The sequence below is a fragment of the Shewanella sp. SM55 genome, from assembly GCF_025654025.1.
In the GTDB taxonomy this organism is placed as follows: domain Bacteria; phylum Pseudomonadota; class Gammaproteobacteria; order Enterobacterales; family Shewanellaceae; genus Shewanella; species Shewanella oncorhynchi.
In genome coordinates, this window is sequence record NZ_JAKKRS010000011.1 from 1 (window position 1) to 19967 (window position 19967).

A 19967-nucleotide genomic window follows, 5' to 3' on the forward strand; every position below is an offset into this window, starting at 1 on the left:
CAAGCGGCCGTTGCTTGTGGAATTACAAGCAAAGGGCCGTGGCGAAGCTCGAAAACACCAGGGATACAGCAAGCGCTGAGTAATGAGTATCTCAAGAAAGCAGGTTTATGTTCACTGAGAGATGGATGGATTGCAGTTCATTATCCTAACCAGAAAGTGAGTTAGGCGTTCTAAATGAACCGCCCTGTGCGGAGCCGCATGCAGGGTGGTGTGGGGGCTGGAGGCTAGATACCTCCGGCTACCCGATTGGGCTAGGCCTTGTTCGATAATGGCAAACGCCCAAGGAGCCTCGGTTTTGAGTTTGAGGAAATAAGGCGTTTCGACAAATTGTGCGAGTGAGTAAGCGGAGCCTCCTAAACCATGCCCCCAACCTTCGCTGACCTGAAAGGGTCTATCCAGATGTGCCATATCAAATTCAATGAGATGGGGGTATTGGCCGTTATGCCCACCGATCCAGTGACCGATTTCAACCGATAAAATCATAGTTGCCATGTTATATCCTTTGCTAGGGTTGCTTGGCCGCAATGAGTACTCGGCTAAATTCAGCATTAGGCTCGAGGGATGTGATGGCAGCGATATGGTCGAGTCTAAGGGATTGTTTAGTTTGTTGCAGTTGGATGATAAGCCACTCAGTTTTGTCGGCTCTTGTCTGCGTGGTGATGGCTTTACCTTGGCACTGGGTGCCATCAATAAGCTCAATGTTGAGTTGATAACCACGCAGACAGGCGAGTTCGAGATAGTCGTAGTGGGCGCAGGGGATCATTTTATAATCTGACATTGGATCATCTCATTGGGAGTTCGACCCTATTGTGGCAAAAATACTTGCCATTGGCATTAGGTGTGACCCAATGCGGATTGTTTTATCTAGTATCTAAGGCAGTGTAAAAGACTGAGCCAAGCATGTTAGCGAGTTTTTATTTGCTTAGACCTTTAGATATGCGCGCCCCTCTTGACTTTATTCCTGTCGCTCCCTAGTCTGCTTGTTCAGTAATCAAGGTGGTATGCGATGGAAATAACTTACAATTTAAAACCTGCGTCTGAGCGCCGTACTGAGCAATTCAAGCCCGAGGGGAATGTGGGCTTTGGTAGCCTCAGAACCGATCATATGTTTTTGATGGATTATCATGATGGACAATGGTGCGATCCGCGCATCGTTCCTTATGGACCATTTGAAATGGCACCGGGTGCAATGGCGTTGCATTATGGCCAGTCGATCTTCGAAGGCGCGAAAGCCTTTATGCACGAAGATGGCGAGATTTATACTTTCCGCATTAATAAGAATGCCGAGCGGATGAATCGCTCCGCCGATATCGTCTGTATTCCCAATATCGATGAACAAATGCAGATGGATGCGATCAATGCGTTGATCGATGTCGATCGCCTCTGGTTCCCGATGCAAGAAGGCGCGTGTCTGTATATTCGTCCTTTTATTTTTGCGACAGAAGACCGCCTCTCTGTGAGCCCAAGTTCGCGTTATACCTTCTGTGTCGTGTTAAGCCCAAGTGGCGCTTATTACGCGGCTGGCGTGAACAAAGGTATACGCTTACTGATCAGCAAAACTTTCCATCGTGCAGTATCGGGTGGCACTGGCGCCTCAAAAGCCGCGGGTAACTATGCGGCTTCGTTGCGTGCGGGTAAAGCGGCGGCAGCCTTTGGTGCATCGCAAGTGCTATATCTCGATTCAACCAATCAACAGATTGAAGAAGCGGGCGCGATGAACCATTTCCACATTCTGAAAGATGGCACAGTGATTATTCCAACCTTCACAGATACTATTTTGAAGTCGATCACCTCGCAATCCATTATGGAATTGGGTGAGATGCTCGGTTGTGAAGTGCGCCAAGAGACTGTCATGCTTGATAAATTTATCGCTGATATTGAATCTGGTGAAATTATCGAGGCGGGTGGTTTTGGGACGGCGGCCGTGGTTTCTGCTGTGGGCTCCTACATTTTTGAAGATGGCCATGTTGTCACTGTCGGTAATGGTGAAGTGGGTGAGCATGTTCAGCGCATCTATAAACTGTATACCGAAATCCAAAAGGGCCATATTAAAGGTCCTGAAGGCTGGGTTAAGCGTGTTAAACGTTTAGCAAAGTAAGGAATTTGTGGTGATGTTTAAAGGCTCCTAGGAGCCTTTTTTATTGGCTGTTTTTGTCGATAATGCCTTAAATCAAAGTGGCTGTGGCTTAGATTGATTTTTGAGTAAGGTTAAACAATCTTCGGCATTTAAGGGTTTACTGAGTAAGAAACCTTGTACTTGATCGCAACCCTGCATCGCCAAGAAGTTGAGCTGTTCTTGGGTCTCTACGCCTTCGGCGACGACATTCAGTTCTAAGCTGTGAGCGAGGGCAATAATGGCGCTGGTGATGGCGGCATCGTCGGGATCGTTGGTGATGTCTCTGACAAATTCTCGATCGATTTTGAGTGTGTCTATCGGGAAGCGTTTGAGATAGCTTAGGCTCGAATAACCCGTCCCAAAATCATCCACGGCTATGGTCAATCCTAGGGCCTTGAGTTTAGATAGGATGCTGACCGACTCCTGCGGATTGCCCATGATCATTGATTCAGTAAGCTCAAGCTCAAGGGATTGAGCCGGGAGACCTGATACGGCTAAAGCGACTTCGATGGTGGAGATAATGTCCGCCTTCAGTTGGCGAGCCGATAGGTTGACGGCGATAGTGATCCCGTTAAATCCTAGGCTATTCCATTCGGCTAATTGCTGGCAGGCGTGGTTGATCACCCAATGGCCAATTTGAGTGATGATACCCGTTTCTTCCGCCAGTGGAATAAATTCCACAGGTGAAATAGGACCAAGTTCAGTGTGATACCAACGTAAAAGTGCTTCCAGTCCTGTGAGTGAACCATCTCGTAAACAGAATTTAGGTTGATAAACCAAGCTTAGTTCTTTGCGTTGGATAGCTTCCTTTAAACCACTTTCGAGTTGTACATGACGGGTGGCGATTTCATTTAACTTAGAGGTATAAAACTGAAAGTTATTTCGACCTGATGATTTTGCGTGGTACATGGCGGTATCGGCAAATTTAATCAGTGAGTCGGCATTGTCCGCATCGTTAGGGTATAAGCTGATACCAATTGAGGTCGAGATGGTCAGCGTTTTATCGTCCAATAGGAAGGGCGTTTGGAATGCTCTGAGCACTTTTTCTGAGATCAGGGTTGCGGCTTTTGTTTTCGCAACACCTTCTAAAATAATAGTAAATTCATCGCCACCTAAGCGTGCGACAGTATCGCCATCACGCACTGCATTTTGCAGTCGTCTTGCCACGGCTTTCAGTAACAAATCCCCGACATGATGACCCATAGAGTCGTTGATATGTTTAAAGCGGTCGAGGTCTAAGAACAGCAAGGCAACGATATTATTCGCTCTGTGCGCTTGAGTAATCGCGTGGTTGAGCCTGTCTTGAAATAAAGTTCGGTTCGGTAAGCCAGTTAATGTGTCGAAGCTGGCGAGGAAACGCAGATCTTCTTCGGCTTTTTTCCGCTCTGTGATGTCGGTAAATACTGCAACGAAGTGACTGGTTTCGCCTTTGATATCGATCACTTGGTTGATTTCAAGCCAGACTAAAATGGCCTGACGTTGTTTATTGCGGATCCACAGTTCTCCGACCCAATGTTTGTGACGCAGTAGCTGTTGTTCAATCGTATTGAACAACTCCCGCTGTTGGCGACTAAAGGCTAAGTGAATGAAATGCCTGTCGGTTATTTGGCGTTCTGTGTACCCTGTAATGGCACAAAATGCTGGGTTGACCGAACGAATTCGATAATTTAATCCTCCCACTACAACGGCTTCGTTCATACTGTTGAGCACTTGTGATGACAGTACCAACTCGTTTTCAATCAGTTTGCGTGAGGTAATGTTGCGGTTGGTCCCTGTCATGCGGATCGGATTATCTAGGCTATCTTTTTCCACCACTTTACCGCGGTCTAAAATCCATACCCAATTACCGGGGGAGCGTTCGACTCGGTACTCTGCTTCGAAGAAAGGCGAACGACCTTGAAGGTGTTCGTTAAGCTCAAATTTGAATCTTTCCCTATCCTCTGAGTGCATGCTCTCATGGGCTATATTGCTGCTATTCCAATGGGGGACTGAAGAATCCATATTGGTACGATAGACTCGATTTTCTGGTATGTTCCAGTCCCACATGCCATCGCCAGAGGCCCAAAGTGCAAGTTTGAGTCGCTCCTCTGAGGCGCGGATACTGGTTTCAAATTCGCGCTGTTGCTGACGTTTCCTTTTACGCCAGATAATGATCCAAGCCAACAGCCATAGAGAGAGCAAGCTGTAGAGGGCGTAGGCGAACTGAGTTCGATAGAAGGGCGCTTGTACATGAAGATCGACAGAAAGGGCGTAGTCACCTTGAGTGTTGTATTGCAGCCCATGGCGAACATGCAGTTGGTAGTGACCAGGGTTAATATTGGTGAAGGTGATTTCATTACCTGTGGGGAGCTCATGCCACTCGTTATCAAATCCCTCAAGAAAATAGCTGAAGCGGTTTTTACCCGTATAGCTGAAATCCAATGAGGTCACCTCAAAACTGATCAGCTGATCGCTATAGTCCATTACTATGCTAGGTGGATGGCTCAAATCGAGAATAGTGTGCCCTTTACCCGCAATACTATAGCCAGTGAGTGCGACTTTAACATCGGGTCGTTGATCTGGAATTGACTTTGGATTGAAACGATTTATGCCATTAATGCCACCAAACCAGAGATCGCCATCGCTGTCTTCAAGTTTTACGCCACCGTTAAACTCCAGTGCTTGTAGCCCTTCTTGCTCATTAAATATGATGACACGATTGGTTTTAGGATTGAGCTTTCCTATCCCCGCATTACTACTAAACCAAATGTTGTGTTCTTGATCCTCGAGTAAGGCATAGATGGTATCACTTGGTAATCCCTGATTGCGGGTATAGTGGCTAAAACCTGCATCAGTCTCTTGGGACGGTAACTTGCTGATCCCACCATGGGTGGCAAACCATACCTCGCCCGATTTTGTGACTAAAATATCGCGGACACGGTTGTTGATCAGGCTGTTTTTGTCTGAGGATTGATGGAAGTAGGATTTACCTGTGCCTGTTTTCATATCCAGCTTAAGCAGGCCATCGAGTGTACCTATCCATAGCGTATCTTTGTGTGTTCTGAGGATTAAAAACTGATTTTGTGCCGGATAGAAATTATCAATATGTGCCAATGAGATAAAAGTAAATTCATCGGTATCTATCGCCTTACGGTAGAGGGCATTGGTTGTTGCCACCCAGAGGTGACCTTGCTCATCAATATCTAAACTACGGATATAATTGGTTTCTGAGCCTTGATCAGTGCGTTCTGTCACCTTGAGTAACTGGAATTGGCCATCTAGCGCCAGTCGACCTAACCCATAGTTAGTGGCAAACCAAAGCACGCCATTTTTGTCTTGGTCTATATCTCGCAGGATAAGATTCAAGTTGCGTTGATGCATCCCTAAGGCGTTAGCAAAGAGCTCCGTGTAGTGTTCATATTTTCCATTGGCCAACATGCGTTTAAGCCCAGCACCTTCGGTGCCTATCCATAGCGCATTATCTTGGCTGCGGAACAAGGTGCGAATGTTGTTACTTTGTTGCGACAGGTTAGGGGTGGATTCGTAAATATGCTGAAAATACTGACGACGGGTATTAATTTTATCCAGACCAGAATAACTGGCACCTAACCATAAATTGCCAAAGGGATCTTGCAGTAAGCTCAGTATGTTATTTTCACTAATACTGTTGGTACGCTTAGGATCATACCTGTGGTAAGTCGCAGTAAATGCCTTATCGTTTCTCTCGAGTTGAATAAGACCGGCTTCTGGCCCAACAACCCAAAAGTCACCCTGCTCAGTTTGGATAAAATCTTTAATGTAAGGCACATTATCGTCTGTCTGCCAGAGGATTTCGCCCTGTTGTGAGGCCAAGTTGTAATGCCATAATTGCTCTCCCAGAGCTAAAGTGATCGCATTAGCGGAATGTGCCCTAATTTGATGTGCAGTGAGATTCTGCGGGACATTTAAGCGAGTGATAGTATTGGCACTGACAGCAAAGGTGCCGCTATCTTGTGTTCCTGCCAGAAGGTAAGTGTCTTCAACATTGGCTAAGCTGGTGATGTGGGGTTGAACACTATTACCTAAGTTTACTTGGGTAATGCGTTTGGTTTTGGTCGATAGGGAAAATAGTCCTGCTTTAGTACCAATCCAGAGTGTATTGCCTACAACGCTGAGTTTGGTTGTGCGCGGATCGGTAAGCCCTTGTTCTTGGCCAAAGTGTTCAAAGGTCCCTGTGCTCAAATCGAGTCGATTTACCCCTTGGCTGAAAGTCGAAACCCAGATATTACCTTCTGAGTCTTGAATAATGTCAGATACATAGCTCTCAGAAATACTCCTCGGATCATTGGGTGAATGGGGGAAAATATTGAAGCTGTGACCGTTATAAGCATGCAAACCATCTTGAGTGCCAATCCATAACATACCGGCATTGTCCATAAACAGGCTAGTAATCGTATTTTGGGTAAGGCCATCTTCACTGCGAATATGTTCAAATTTGAGCTGTGTGGAAGCCGCGCTCAATGGTTGAGCTAATCCATTGCACGAGATCCCCCACAAACTTAGGATAAAAAGCGTACTTAACATTAGCTTGTGGATTAGTTGACTCAAATTTTCCCCTACCAAAAACGGACCCATCCTGATTAGGTTTCTATTTAGTTTAGTTCTTAGCCTAGACCTTACATGCCATTTTGCTGTAAAAATGCGACTTAAATTGCTGACTTGGTTTAAAAATAACCAAAATCGATGGGCGCGATTCTGTAATAGATCATGCAATATATTAACTGTACCGTTTCACTGCCAATATTCTTTTTATGACGAGTTTGTATTCTGGCGTTTTTGCTAAAGGATCTTAGCATTGTTTCAGGTATGTCAACATATCATGCTAAGACAAATACGGGCGAAGCAGATTAAAATGATGGGCGAGAATAGAAAAAAGACCTTGCCGGAAGGGGGAGAAGCAAGGTCTTTGGTTGAACTGTTTACTTAGATAAAATTACGCAGCGGGCACCCGCACAAAACCTTCCATCAGTACGCGAGCGCTGCGGCTCATAATGGCTTTAACCACTGTCCATTCGCCATTTTCTTGAATGGCCTGCGCACCCACGCGCAGCGTGCCTGAAGGATGCCCAAAGCGTACAGCTTCCTTTTCGCCACCGCCTGCGGCGAGGTTTACTAAAGTGCCGGGAATTGCCGCCGCCGTACCAATCGCAACGGCAGCCGTGCCCATCATAGCGTGGTGCAGTTTGCCCATAGACAAGGCGCGTACCAGCAGGTCAATTTCATCGGCATTGACGGTTTTGCCGCTCGATGACACATAGGCTTTAGGTTTAGCGACAAAGGCGATCTTAGGCGTGTGTTGGCGTGCAACTGCTTCATCAATATGCGAAATCAAGCCCATACGCACGGCGCCATAGGCGCGAATGGTTTCAAATTTGGCAAGGGCGGCATTGTCGCTATTAATATCATCCTGTAGCTCAGTGCCTGTGTAGCCTAAGTCTTCTGCGTTAATAAAAATGGTGGGAATGCCCGCGTTGATCATAGTAGCGTTAAAGCTGCCAATGCCCGGCACTTCTAGCACATCGACAAGATTGCCCGTAGGGAACATGTTGCCACCGCCACTGCTGGCATCCTCATCTGCAGCAGGGTTTATAAATTCGATTTGCACTTCGGCGGCAGGAAAGGTCACACCATCGAGCTCAAAATCACCGGTTTCTTGCACTTCACCGTTGGTGATTGGCACATGGGCGATAATGGTTTTGCTTATGTTGGCTTGCCAAATTCGCACTGTGCAGATGCCATTGTGTGGAATGCGGGCCGTATCAATTAAGCCATTGCTGATGGCAAAGGCACCGACGGCTGCGGTCAAGTTGCCACAGTTACCGCTCCAATCGACAAAAGGTTTGTCGATAGACACTTGGCCAAAGAGATAATCGACATCGTGGTCGGCTTGACTGCTTTTTGACAGAATAACCGTCTTGCTGGTGCTCGAGGTGGCGCCGCCCATACCATCGATTTGCTTACCGTAAGGGTCGGGACTGCCTATCACTCGCAGTAACAAGGCATCACGGGCAGGGCCAGCAACTTGTGCGGCTTGAGGTAAATCCTGCAGACGGAAAAACACGCCCTTACTGGTGCCGCCGCGCATATAAGTCGCGGCGACTTTGATTTGTGGCGCGTGGATTGTTGAAGCATTCATTCATTAACTCCAAAAGGACTCCCAATGGAGTCCAAATGAGCGCCAGTAACTTAATGGTGAAGTCGCTGGCGCTCGGTTTCGCTAGCTGATATTTAAGTGTCGTCTCTAACCAGACTCGAGCGTCGATTCAAATGTCGACTCAAGCCTGATTTGATTCTAAAAAGTCCTGCGCGAAGCGTTGCAATACGCCGCCCGCTTCGTAGATAGACACTTCTTCGGCGGTATCGAGACGACACGTCACCGGCACTTCGATGCGCTCACCGTTTTTACGGGTGATAACGACAGTTAAGTTCGCTCTTGGCGCTGGCGTGCCTAGGACATCGAACACTTCTGTGCCGTCTATACCATAGGTGGCGCGGTTGTCACCGACTTTAAATTCCAGTGGCAACACGCCCATGCCCACTAAGTTAGTGCGATGAATACGCTCGAAACCTTCGGCAACAATGGCCTCAACGCCCGCTAAACGTACGCCTTTGGCAGCCCAGTCGCGGGACGAACCTTGACCGTAATCTGCGCCCGCTATGATGATCAGCGGCTGCTTACGTTCCATATAGGTTTCAATCGCTTCCCACATACGAGTCACTTGGCCTTCGGGTTCGATACGCGTCAGTGAGCCTTGTTGTACTTTGCCGTCAACGATTGCCATTTCGTTTTTAAGCTTAGGATTGGCAAAGGTTGCGCGCTGGGCGGTTAAGTGATCCCCCCTGTGGGTGGCGTAGGAGTTAAAGTCTTCCTCTGGCAAGCCCATTTTGTGCAGGTATTCGCCTGCGGCGCTGTCCATCATAATGGCGTTCGACGGCGATAAATGGTCTGTGGTGATGTTGTCACCCAGCACCGCCAGTGGTCGCATGTCTTTTAACGTGCGCTCTCCGGCCAATGCACCTTCCCAGTAGGGTGGACGACGAATATAAGTAGATTGCGGGCGCCAATCGTACAGCGGGCTGATTTGTTCGCCATAATCGACGGCTAAATCGAACATGGGTTCGTACACTTTACGGAACTGCTCAGGTTTAACACTTGTCGCAATCACGGCATCGATTTCTTCATCCGATGGCCAAATGTCGATAAGTTTGATGGGGTTGCCGTCTTTATCTAATCCCAACACATCCTTTTCGATATCGAAACGTATGGTGCCGGCAATCGCGTAGGCGACGACCAATGGCGGCGATGCTAAGAAAGCTTGTTTTGCATAGGGATGAATACGGCCATCGAAGTTACGGTTACCCGATAACACAGCGGTGGCGTACAAGTCGCGGTCGATCACTTCTTTTTGAATTACAGGATCCAGCGCGCCGCTCATGCCGTTACACGTAGTGCAGGCAAACCCAACAATCCCAAAACCGAGTTGTTCAAGCTCAGGTAATAATTTGGCTTCTTCCAAATACAACTGCACCGCTTTTGAACCGGGGGCGAGTGAGGTTTTGACCCAAGGTTTGCGGCTTAAGCCTTTAGCGTTGGCGTTGCGGGCAATCAGGCCTGCAGCAATCACGTTGCGCGGGTTACTGGTGTTAGTGCAGCTGGTAATCGCCGCGATAATCACAGCCCCATCGGGCATTAAGCCTGGCTCGTTTTCGACTACGCCGCTAATCCCGCGCTCAGCCAATTCTGATGTTGGCACCCGTGCATGTGGGTTTGATGGCCCTGCAATGGTGCGCACCACCGAAGATAAATCAAAACGCAGTACGCGCGGATAGTGTACTTCGGTCAAGCTGTCGGCCCATAAACCTGCGGTTTTGGCATAGGTTTCAACCAGCTTAACTTGCTCGGCTTCGCGGCCCGTTAAGGTCAAATAATCTAAGGTTTGCTGGTCGATGTAGAACATGGCCGCAGTGGCGCCAAACTCAGGTGTCATATTCGAAATCGTGGCGCGATCGCCTAATGTCAGCGCCGCTGCGCCTTCGCCGAAGAACTCTAAGTAAGATGACACGACTTTTTGTGCGCGTAAAAATTCGGTCAAGGCTAATACGATATCGGTAGCCGTAATGCCTGGCTGCGGTCTGCCCGTGAGCTCAACACCGATAATGTCCGGTAGACGCATATAGGATGCGCGCCCTAGCATCACGCTTTCGGCTTCTAAGCCGCCGACACCTATGGCGATAACGCCCAGTGCATCAACGTGTGGTGTGTGGCTGTCGGTGCCGACTAAGGTATCTGGGAAGGCCACGCCATTGCGTGAATGCACCACAGGCGACATACGCTCTAAGTTAATTTGGTGCATTATGCCGTTACCCTGAGGGATAACATCAATGTTTTTAAAGGCTTTTTGCGTCCAATCAATAAAGTGGAATCTGTCTTCGTTGCGTCTGTCTTCGATGGCGCGGTTTTTGGCGAAGGCGTCTTTATCAAAACCACCAAATTCGACAGCGAGTGAGTGATCCACAATCAGCTGGGTTGGCACAACTGGGTTCACTTTGGCCGGATCGCCCCCCTTGGCGGCAATAGCGTCACGCAGACCGGCAAGGTCAACTAAGGCGGTTTGCCCCAAAATATCATGGCACACCACGCGGGCAGGAAACCAAGGGAAATCCAGTTCTTGCTTAGATTCGATAATCTGTTTTAGCGAGTCGGTCAAAACGGCCGGATCGCAGCGGCGGACTAAGTTTTCAGCTAAAACGCGCGAGGTGTAAGGCAGCTTGGCATACGAGCCAGCTTGAATGGCTTCTACGGCTTCGCGGGTATCGAAGTAATCGAGTTGAGTGCCGGGTAAGGGCTTGCGATATTGGGTATTCATAGCAGTGCTCATAACATCATCCATTTCGGAAAATGAAGTTGACGCGAGACTTACATTGAGTGAAATCTCGCGCCAAGTGTGGTCAATTTTGCTTAACGGTTGGCAATCGGTACCACTTTGCGTGGCGCAACGCCCACATAATCGGCACTCGGGCGGATGATGCGGTTGTTAGAGCGTTGCTCCATCACGTGCGCCGCCCAGCCAGTGACGCGTGAACACACGAAGATTGGCGTAAACAACTTAGTCGGAATATCCATGTAGTGGTAAGCGCTGGCGTGGAAGAAGTCAGCATTACAGAAGAGTTTTTTCTGTTCCCACATCAGGGTTTCGCAGGCAACTGATACTCGATATAGGCGGTCGTCACCGTTGGCAGCCGCCAGTTTTTCTGACCATTCTTTGATGATGGCATTACGTGGATCGCTGTCGCGGTAAATCGCATGGCCGAAGCCCATGATCTTATCTTTACGCTCCAGTTTGCCCATTAAGATGTCGCGCGCATCGGCTTCATCTTTCATGTCTTGGATCAGTTCCATCGCCGCTTCGTTCGCGCCGCCATGCAGCGGGCCGCGCAGTGAACCAATGGCGCCAGTGACGCACGAATGCATATCTGACAGGGTGGAAGCACAGACGCGAGCGGTAAAGGTTGATGCGTTAAATTCATGTTCTGCATAAAGAATTAACGATACGTCCATCACTTTAGCATGCAGTGCCGACGGCGCTTTGCCATGTAATAAGTGGAGGAAGTGTGCGCCAATTTGATCGTCATCGGTTTCAGTATCGATACGCACGCCATCGTGGCTAAAGCGATACCAGTAACAGATGATCGATGGGAATGCGGCGAGTAAACGGTCGGTGATTTCACTCTGTTCGGCAAAGCTGTGCTCGGCTTCTAAGTTACCTAGCATAGAGCAGCCAGTACGCATCACATCCATAGGATGAGTGTCGGCGGGAATGCGCTCCAATACTTCTTTTAATGCTTGCGGCAGACCGCGAAGGCCTTTGAGTTTGGTTTTGTAGGCATAAAGTTGGGCTTGAGTGGGCAGCTCGCCGTAAAGAATAAGGTAAGCGACTTCTTCGAAGGTGGCATTTTCACCGAGATCTTTCACATCATAACCGCGGTACGTTAGGCCCGAGCCTGACACTCCCACTGTGCTCAATGCGGTTTCGCCTGCGCTCTGGCCACGTAATCCTGCACCGCTTAGTTTTTTAGCTTCTGACATAATCCTTCCCTTCCGTTAACTCTGTTTGGTTATTGCTGGCGGATTTCAGTGCTCGTTTCAGAGCTCTTATTCGCCGACATTTATTGGTTAAGGCTGCACTTTTTATGTAATTTGTTTAACGCTAAATCTGTTTTAACGCCAAACCCTGTAGGGTTGCAGCTTTTCGGTTATTTATCTTGGCTGAACAGTTGATCTAACTTGTCTTCAAAGGCGTGGTAACCCAAGTATTTATACAAGTCTTTACGGGTCTGCATAGTGTCTAGCACGTTGCGTTGATGACCATCATTCATCAGCGCTTGCATGACGTTCAGTGCGGCTTGGTTGGCTGCACGGAAAGTACCGAGTGGATAGAGCACCATGTCGGCGCCCGCCTCGGCGAGTTCTTCTTTATTGAACAATTGGGTTTGACCAAATTCAGTCATGTTGGCCAAAATCGGCGCTTTAACTTGAGCCTTGAAGTGGCGATATTGGTCTAGCTCAGTTAAAGCTTCTGCGAAGATCATGTCGGCGCCGGCGGCGATATACGCTTGAGCACGTTCAATTCCCGCTTCTAAACCTTCAACGGCAACCGCATCGGTGCGCGCCATGATCACAAAGTTAGGATCGGTACGGGCATCGACGGCCGCTTTAATGCGATCGACCATTTCTTCTATGCTCACGACCGCTTTGTTAGGTCTATGGCCGCAACGCTTTTGCGACACTTGGTCTTCCATGTGCACAGCGGCTACGCCGATTTTTTCGAATTCTTTGATGGTACGAGCAATGTTGAATGCGCCGCCCCAGCCAGTATCGATATCGACCAATAAAGGCACCTGCGTGGCTGAGGTGATACGACCGGCATCAATCAGCACGTCGTTCATTGAGGTCATGCCTAAATCTGGCAAACCGTAGGAAGCATTGGCAACGCCAGCGCCCGAAAGATACAAGGCTTGGAAGCCTGTTTGTTCTGCCATTAAGGCAAAATAGGCATTGGTGGTGCCAACGATTTGTAACGGTTTGGCCTTAGCAAGAGCTTGGCGAAAACGTAATCCTGCGCTTTGGGTCATGGTTTTATCCTTTTCCATTTTATGGGAAGTGGGCATATTGAGCCGTAAGAACTTAGCTAATGTTGGCTAAGGTTTCTTTTGCGGCTGCATTGGCTTGCAATTCAATTAAGCGTAATTCGGTATTTTTACGCCCCTGTTCGATATGGCGGCGCATCAGCAAACTGGCCAACTCACCATCGCGCTGGGCAATGGCTTCGACTATGCGTCTGTGTTCGGCAATCGCTTTCACTGGGCGATTTTTATTGGTGCACTGGTAGCGGTACATACGTAGCAGGTGATACAGGCCGCCGACTAAGGTTTCCTGCAGATGCTTGTTACCGCTGGCTTGAATAATTTGGTAGTGGAAGTCGACATCGCCTTCCTCTTGGAAGTAAGTATCGCCCTTGGCGAGCGCCGCTTCTTGCGTTGCGAGCAGATCTTCTAATTTGGCTAATTGTTCTGGGGTAATACGGCTGGCGGCGAGTTCGCAGGCCATGCCTTCAAGCACGCTACGTAGTTGATATAAATCGTTAAGTTCACTCACTGTTAGCTGGGCGACGCGGGCACCAACATGGGGCGCACGCACCACTAAACGTTGTCTTTCTAAGGTTTGCAGTGCTTCGCGGGTCGGGCCGCGGCTGATGCCGTATTTTTCGGCCAGTGCTTGCTCGTTAATCTTGCTGCCTGCAGGCAGTTCGCCCTTGATGATGCTGGTTTGGATCTGCACCAAAATTTGATCGGCTAATGTGGTCGACGTCTTATCTGCCGAGGTCGATTTGACCTTGTGCAGGTGGGGAACTTGAGTGTCATCAGAAACGAACGTCGTGTCTTGCTTCAACATAGAACGCATCACTATTAATAGGATTGTCGACAATGGGTAAAAAATAGCCCTCCCTTGGCAGATTGTCAACAATGTGTTTACTTAGACGTAAGTCTATATTTCAATGAATTTCTGTTTTTATTGTTGATTTTTATCATTTTATTTTTATTATCTCGTTATTAATATTTTATGTTATGAATATTTAAATATTAAATTGTCAACAATGGAGTGGTTTTAACCTTCCAACCTTGTTGCGGATGTTGATGGTTTTGGGGAAAATCATCCAAATGCATTTGGCATGTTTATCCTTCACGTTATGCTATGGGCGGAATGAGACATTTGGGGATGACAGTGGAAAAAGTGTTAGTGAGTAGTTGTTTACTCGGACAAGCGGTGCGCTACGACGGTGGCCATAACTTGATGGAGAGCGAGCTGGTGCAAACGTGGCTCGAGCAAGGGCGGATTGTGGCGATTTGTCCCGAATGTGCAGGCGGTTTGCCAACACCTAGACCGCCAGCGGAGCGGATTGGACAGCGCATCTTAACTGCCCAAGGTGAGGATGTGACCCACGCTTTTAGTCTGGGAGCTGATCTCGCGCTTAAGCTGGCGCTGCAACACGGGATTAAAGTGGCGATTTTAAAAGCCCGTAGTCCATCCTGTGGTAATAGGCAGATTTACGATGGTCAATTTGTAAAACAGTTAATTGCGGGACAAGGATTAACAGCTGAAAAACTCAGTGCCGCAGGAATAACCGTATTCAATGAATTGGAGTTATCCGCTGCAGCGGCATGCGTTGCTGAACTAGAGCAAAGCTAGAGGCGAGCTAGCTTGCTTGAGTGTGATTTGGGCTGGTGGCCTTATTATTCACACTTTGATGTGTTTGGAGTAAAGCATGAATTTGTTGATCTTTTTCCGCCCACACTTGGTTTAACCAGCGTTGGAATTCGACGCGGTACTCAGACTCAGAGAAATAACGCGCCGCATCTACCTGAGGCACGGGCAGGGCGTTAATTCGCACTATAATCTTACTGACCTTACCATTCATCACCCCAAACAGAATATCTTCAGGCGCATCTGGGTAGACGATTGTCATATCCAGCAGGTTAGTAAATTGTTCGCCCATGGCTGATAAGGTAAAGGCGATACCACCCGCTTTAGGACGTAACAAATGTTGATAAGGCGAGTTTTGGCGCTGATGTTTATCTTGGGTAAAACGGCTGCCTTCAACATAGTTAATGATTGACGTGGGCATATTGCTAAACTTGGCACAGGCGCGGCGTGTGGTCGCTAAATCTTTGCCCTTAAGCTTTGGATTCTTTTTAAGTTTTGCCGGGCTAGTCCTGTTCATGAAAGGCATATCCAGCGCCCAACAACCCAGTCCCATAATCGGCACATAGGCGAGTTCTTTTTTGAGGAAGAACTTCAGCATAGGGATGTGGTTACGTAACACGTAAGTTTGCGCGGCGATATCGAATCCACTGAGGTGGTTGCTGATCAGCAAATACCAGCTGTTTTTATCGAGTCCTTCGAGCCCTTTGACATCCCACTCAATTTTAGCGATCAAATACAAGATGCCACCGTTGCAGCAGGCCCAAGCCCACATAAAACGGTTCATGACCGTAGTCACCGCATTGCGCGCATTTTGTGCTGGCATCACAAGTTTCACTAATCCGCCAATGCTGATAAGCGAGCCCCAAACGGCGGTATTAATGATCAGCAAGCTTAAGCTCAGAATAAACAACACTGAACCAGGCAGGAAATTCAACATAGTGGCGTTACCTTTATTCTTTATTCGCTTGGCTAGCGAGTTGGCTTAACACTTGATCCTTAGTGAGCCAGAGTTGATTCAGTTGTTCTTGGAAGCCAATTTTAAAATCGCGGTCATTCATATAATCGCCGCGCATTGCAGGATCAATATCGGAGACCTTGATGTGTACTTTAACGCTTGGCAACTTGCCTGTCAGGTAGTCCCAATAGCTCGGTACTGCGTCTGGGTAGTAAATGGAGACATCGACTAGCTTGTGGATCTGTTCACCCATGGCTGATAGCGCGAAGGCCATACCGCCCGCTTTAGGTTTTAGCAAATGTTGGAACTGTGAGTTTTGTTTTTGATGCTTAGCCTTGCTGAAGCGCGTGCCTTCGACAAAGTTCATCACACTCACAGGCTTAGCCTTAAACTTAGCACAGGCTTTACGTGTAATTTCAATGTCTTTGCCCTTTAACTTAGGATTCTTACGCAACTGCGCTGTGCTATAACGACGCATAAAAGGAAAATCGAGTGCCCACCAAGCTAGGCCTAATACGGGTACAAAAATCAGCTCTTGCTTGAGGAAAAACTTTAAGAAAGGGATTTTTCGGTTAAAAATCCGCTGCAGGATCAGGATATCGACCCAAGACTGGTGGTTGGCAATCACCATATACCACTCTTTAGTGGAAAAGTCGGTGTCACCACTCAGTTCTATTTTAACGGGATGTAAGCAACGCTCAATCACGCCATTGACGCTGATCCAAGCGCTGGCACAAAAATCGAGCACATGACTAGTCGCAGTCCTTAATGGACTGATAGGTATCAGTTTTATAAAACTGATTAACACGATTGGGATAGTCCAAAAGACGGTATTTATAACGTAACCTAAAAATGCAATACAGCCTTTTATCTGTGAAAACAGCATTCCCATCCGAGCCCCCTGACAAAAATTGGAGGCCTATGTTACTCGGTGTAGGCGTTTGGCTCAATCTTAGGCACTGCTGGTCGGTGCATTTGTTCATCTTCACTGTAAAGCGGCTGATTCAATATTGCTGGGATAGTCGTGCTAGCAACCTATCCATAGCACGATAACCCAGTGCTTGGGCAAGATGACGGCGTTCGGTATTAGTGGCTTGTTCAAGATCGGCGATAGTGCGGGCGACTCTTTGTATACGATGAAAACTGCGAACAGATAGGCCAAGCTTGACCACGCTTTGCTCCAAAAACACTAAATCAGCATCACTGAGTCCGCTGAAGCGTTTCAATTGTTTCCCTGTAAGTTCGCTATTGAGCACACCAGCACGGGCGAGTTGTAGCTCACGTGCTAGCTTCACTCGTTTGGCTATATCTTGGCTGGTTTCTGTCTGCGGCGCGGCTTGAGTCAAGGTGCCCGCGGGAAGTTTGGGCACTTCTATGGTCAAGTCGAAACGATCGAGAAACGGACCTGAAAGCCGCGAAAGGTAACGTTGGATTTGTTCAGGGCTGGATCTATGATGGCTATCCAAGTCGCCACTAGGGCTAGGATTCATCGCTGCGATTAATTGAAATCGACTCAAAAATGTCAGCTTAGCGGCGGCGCGGGAAATCACCACTTCGCCGGTTTCCATCGGTTCGCGCAGGCAATCTAAGACTTTACGCGGAAATTCAGCCACTTCATCCAAGAATAATACACCGCGATGGGCGAGGGAGATCTCCCCTGGTTTTGGGATACTGCCACCACCCACGAGGGAAATCGAAGAACTCGTGTGGTGCGGCGCCCTAAATGGTCGCTGTAAAAAATGCTGCGGTTTAATGTCGAGCCCAGCAACGGAATGAATTGCCGCCACTTCTAACGCTTCCTCATAATTGAGCGCGGGCAATAGCGCCATCATGCGGCTGGCAAGCATGGTCTTGCCAGTACCTGGCGGGCCTAGCATCAAGAGGTTGTGGTTACCCGCAGCGGCAATTTCGAGAGCTTGCTTGGCTTGATATTGGCCAATCACATCGCTCAGGCAAGTATGAGACTCGGGTGTCTCTTGGCTTACCCATTCTAACTGTGGCGCCAGTGTGGGCAGTTGATTTTGCCCTTGTAAATACGCGGCTAGACTTTGCAGATGCGAACCAAATAACACATTGGGATAGCCGACTAGCTCGGCATCGTGGCGGTTGTCTAGCGGTAAGACCAAGGTATGGTCTTGGCGCTTCGCCGCGATAATCGCGGGCAATAACCCTTGGCAGTAACGTATGTGCCCTGACAGTGCCAGCTCGCCGACAAACTCGATATTTTTTAAACTGTTAATGGGAATCTGTTCCGAAGCGGCCAATATGCCCACGGCGATGGGTAAGTCGTAGCGGCCACCTTGTTTAGGTAAATCAGCTGGCGCGAGATTGACTGTTATCCGCCGCATTGGAAACTCGAATCCCGCATTGATCAAGGCACTGCGTACTCGCTCACGGGCTTCTTTTACCGAAGCTTCGGGTAAGCCTACAAGATTAAATGCCGGTAAGCCGTTGCTGAGATGCACTTCAACTGTGACTTGTGGAGCTTCGACCCCACAACTGGCTCGGGTATTGACACAGGCTATCGCCATAAACAAATCCTTTTGCTAATTTTTTTGCGCTGAATTTGAGTGTAGCAGTAATTAATGGGAGGGGTTTCCTATCGCCTAGGTCGTTGCCCTTCTCATTAGCAAGCCGTTGACTCCGGCTTTGCTAATCGTGTGATAGGTTTGGCAATTTGCCTTATTTGAAGGTGGCAAATAGTTGATAGAAATGATAAAAAAACAAACATTGGAGTCGTGAGGTAAATATGGATATGTTGTTAGCAGAAAATTCCCCCATTCGTCAGCAGCTGCTAGAGCAAAAGTTGGCGCAGTTTAAAGACCCGCATCTTGCCCATACGCTTTCGGCATTTATTCGAAGTAGTGTCGATCTCTATCCCAGTGCAATCGAAGACTATGCCCAGTTAGGTAACAGCCGGATGGGTGGATTGCCGGATTTGCCTGTGGGAATGGATTACCCGGTGACCTTGGTTGGACGGGAGGAGATGCTGGATGCTTACGCTGAGGAATTCGACCACACTCGCGAGTATATCGAGGAGCATTATTGTTGGTCGCAAGATTCGGATTGGGACGAGGCGGCGCAAGCCTTCTGTGTGCCCATGCAATTTATCGCACAGCTCAACTGCAGCGACCTGAAGGCGTTTCAATCTTATTTGCCTCGAGAAGGGCGATTGTTGTTCTTTTTGGAGCGCTGGCGATTCTCGGAAATGCTTCGCGGCCATGTCTATTATGTCGCTGAGGATCAGCAACTGAACTCTGGAAAAGCGATTGCCGAGCTTAAGTTCGACGATGCGGTATGTGCAAACTATGAGTATGAGGCGGCTTATCAACTTAAGGGGATTGCCAGCATTAAGATGATAGCCACTGACATGATTAACAGTGACAACCCGCATTTATTGCGGTTAGCCAAGGCACGTTTACAAGCACTGCCTGAACCGCAGCAAGCTATGGTGCTGGAGGCCCTAGCGGTTGTGGATGATGAATTGGCACCAGAGTGGCAAGATCAGCTCAAGGGCTATGAGCTGATGCAAATGAATAAGCAGGGGTTAATCCCCGGTCAGATACTCACTCAACCGCAATGGGCTGCATTGCCCGGGTGGCGGTCATCCAACTTGCAGGCATTGCTCGTCCCCGAGCAGCCGCTGCCGTATTACGATGGTATCGCCAGCATTAATAGCCATGGAGATAGCCGCTATAAAGCCCCCGAACTCCACGCCGCGGCTGAGTTAGGCGGCAATGCCGAAGATTATCTGGTGCTGCTCAAAGTTGTCTATAGTGAGCACTCTATGCGGTTGAATTTTATTATCCACCGGGACGATTTAGCGTTAGGAAAATTCGATCGCATTTACTGCATATATGATTATTAGTTCATCGAAAGGTTGGCTACAGCCAACCTTTTTGCTGGGCGATACGGGCTACACAGCAATTGGAGTACACCGAGACGATTGAAGATGTATGTTGCGACCGATTAAAAGAAGAGTCACAAGCACAATTTAGTGCCTTTGAATGAATATGAGTTATAAAGGATTGATTCTGGGAGAAATGATTACGACTGAATAGATTGAGTGCTTGATAGTTATATTTAATTATTTCAATCAGTTAATAGATGATGGT

Annotated in this window: 14 protein-coding genes and 1 pseudogene; 4 read left to right on the forward strand and 11 right to left on the reverse strand. The window is 48.2% G+C overall.

Features of this window, described 5'->3' with window-relative positions:
• A pseudogene (locus L5L91_RS14160) lies at window positions 1–165 on the forward strand (group II intron reverse transcriptase/maturase); the annotation flags it as partial.
• Here L5L91_RS14160 and L5L91_RS14165 read toward each other — a convergent pair.
• Together L5L91_RS14165 and L5L91_RS14170 are read right to left on the reverse strand one after the other, a co-directional pair.
• Entirely contained in the window at window positions 112–492 is a 381-nt protein-coding gene (locus L5L91_RS14165) for a hypothetical protein (protein WP_263236932.1), read from the reverse strand. The pseudogene L5L91_RS14160 and the gene L5L91_RS14165 overlap by 54 nt on opposite strands.
• A gap of 13 nt (window positions 493–505) precedes the next feature.
• Window positions 506–778 carry a Rho-binding antiterminator gene (locus tag L5L91_RS14170; protein ID WP_263163950.1) on the reverse strand — a complete coding sequence of 91 codons (273 nt, stop codon included), beginning with the start codon at window positions 776–778 and terminating at the stop codon, window positions 506–508.
• Between the two features lie 228 nt (window positions 779–1006).
• On the opposite strand from L5L91_RS14170, the gene L5L91_RS14175 reads away from it, so the two are divergent.
• Window positions 1007–2098: a branched-chain amino acid aminotransferase gene (locus tag L5L91_RS14175; protein ID WP_263163952.1), complete on the forward strand. Its 1092-nt coding sequence runs from the start codon at window positions 1007–1009 to the stop codon at window positions 2096–2098.
• A gap of 72 nt (window positions 2099–2170) precedes the next feature.
• Here the strand turns inward: L5L91_RS14175 and L5L91_RS14180 are convergent, their stop codons facing one another.
• From L5L91_RS14180 to L5L91_RS14205, 6 genes are all read right to left on the reverse strand, one after another.
• A complete protein-coding gene (locus L5L91_RS14180; RefSeq protein ID WP_263237000.1) occupies window positions 2171–6697 on the reverse strand; it encodes an EAL domain-containing protein in 4527 nt (1508 codons plus the stop codon).
• A gap of 370 nt (window positions 6698–7067) precedes the next feature.
• Window positions 7068–8270: a 2-methylaconitate cis-trans isomerase PrpF gene (gene prpF / locus L5L91_RS14185; protein ID WP_263236934.1), complete on the reverse strand. Its 1203-nt coding sequence runs from the start codon at window positions 8268–8270 to the stop codon at window positions 7068–7070.
• A gap of 139 nt (window positions 8271–8409) precedes the next feature.
• Window positions 8410–11013 carry a Fe/S-dependent 2-methylisocitrate dehydratase AcnD gene (gene acnD / locus L5L91_RS14190; protein WP_263236938.1) on the reverse strand — a complete coding sequence of 868 codons (2604 nt, stop codon included), beginning with the start codon at window positions 11011–11013 and terminating at the stop codon, window positions 8410–8412.
• An 80-nt stretch (window positions 11014–11093) separates the two neighbouring features.
• Window positions 11094–12221: a 2-methylcitrate synthase gene (gene prpC, locus L5L91_RS14195; protein WP_263236941.1), complete on the reverse strand. Its 1128-nt coding sequence runs from the start codon at window positions 12219–12221 to the stop codon at window positions 11094–11096.
• Between the two features lie 167 nt (window positions 12222–12388).
• Window positions 12389–13267: a methylisocitrate lyase gene (prpB, locus tag L5L91_RS14200; RefSeq protein ID WP_006084450.1), complete on the reverse strand. Its 879-nt coding sequence runs from the start codon at window positions 13265–13267 to the stop codon at window positions 12389–12391.
• Window positions 13268–13319: 52 nt separating this feature from the next.
• Window positions 13320–14087 carry a GntR family transcriptional regulator gene (locus L5L91_RS14205; protein ID WP_006084449.1) on the reverse strand — a complete coding sequence of 256 codons (768 nt, stop codon included), beginning with the start codon at window positions 14085–14087 and terminating at the stop codon, window positions 13320–13322.
• 300 nt (window positions 14088–14387) lie between these two features.
• Here L5L91_RS14205 and L5L91_RS14210 point away from each other — a divergent pair, with 300 nt between their 5' ends.
• Entirely contained in the window at window positions 14388–14882 is a 495-nt protein-coding gene (locus L5L91_RS14210) for a DUF523 domain-containing protein (protein WP_173496164.1), read from the forward strand.
• Between the two features lie 7 nt (window positions 14883–14889).
• On the opposite strand, the gene L5L91_RS14215 is transcribed toward L5L91_RS14210, so the two are convergent.
• From L5L91_RS14215 to L5L91_RS14225, 3 genes are all read right to left on the reverse strand, one after another.
• Window positions 14890–15834 carry an acyltransferase gene (locus L5L91_RS14215; protein WP_263236944.1) on the reverse strand — a complete coding sequence of 315 codons (945 nt, stop codon included), beginning with the start codon at window positions 15832–15834 and terminating at the stop codon, window positions 14890–14892.
• Between the two features lie 13 nt (window positions 15835–15847).
• Window positions 15848–16744 (reverse strand): acyltransferase, encoded by an 897-nt coding sequence (locus tag L5L91_RS14220; RefSeq protein ID WP_105250476.1) that lies wholly within the window; start codon window positions 16742–16744, stop codon window positions 15848–15850.
• 112 nt (window positions 16745–16856) lie between these two features.
• Window positions 16857–18383 carry a YifB family Mg chelatase-like AAA ATPase gene (locus L5L91_RS14225; protein ID WP_219251774.1) on the reverse strand — a complete coding sequence of 509 codons (1527 nt, stop codon included), beginning with the start codon at window positions 18381–18383 and terminating at the stop codon, window positions 16857–16859.
• A gap of 218 nt (window positions 18384–18601) precedes the next feature.
• Between L5L91_RS14225 and L5L91_RS14230 the strand changes: the two genes are divergently transcribed.
• On the forward strand, window positions 18602–19720 hold the full coding sequence (locus L5L91_RS14230) for a YwqG family protein (protein WP_263236946.1): 1119 nt from the start codon (window positions 18602–18604) through the stop codon (window positions 19718–19720).
• Window positions 19721–19967: the final 247 nt, after the last annotated feature.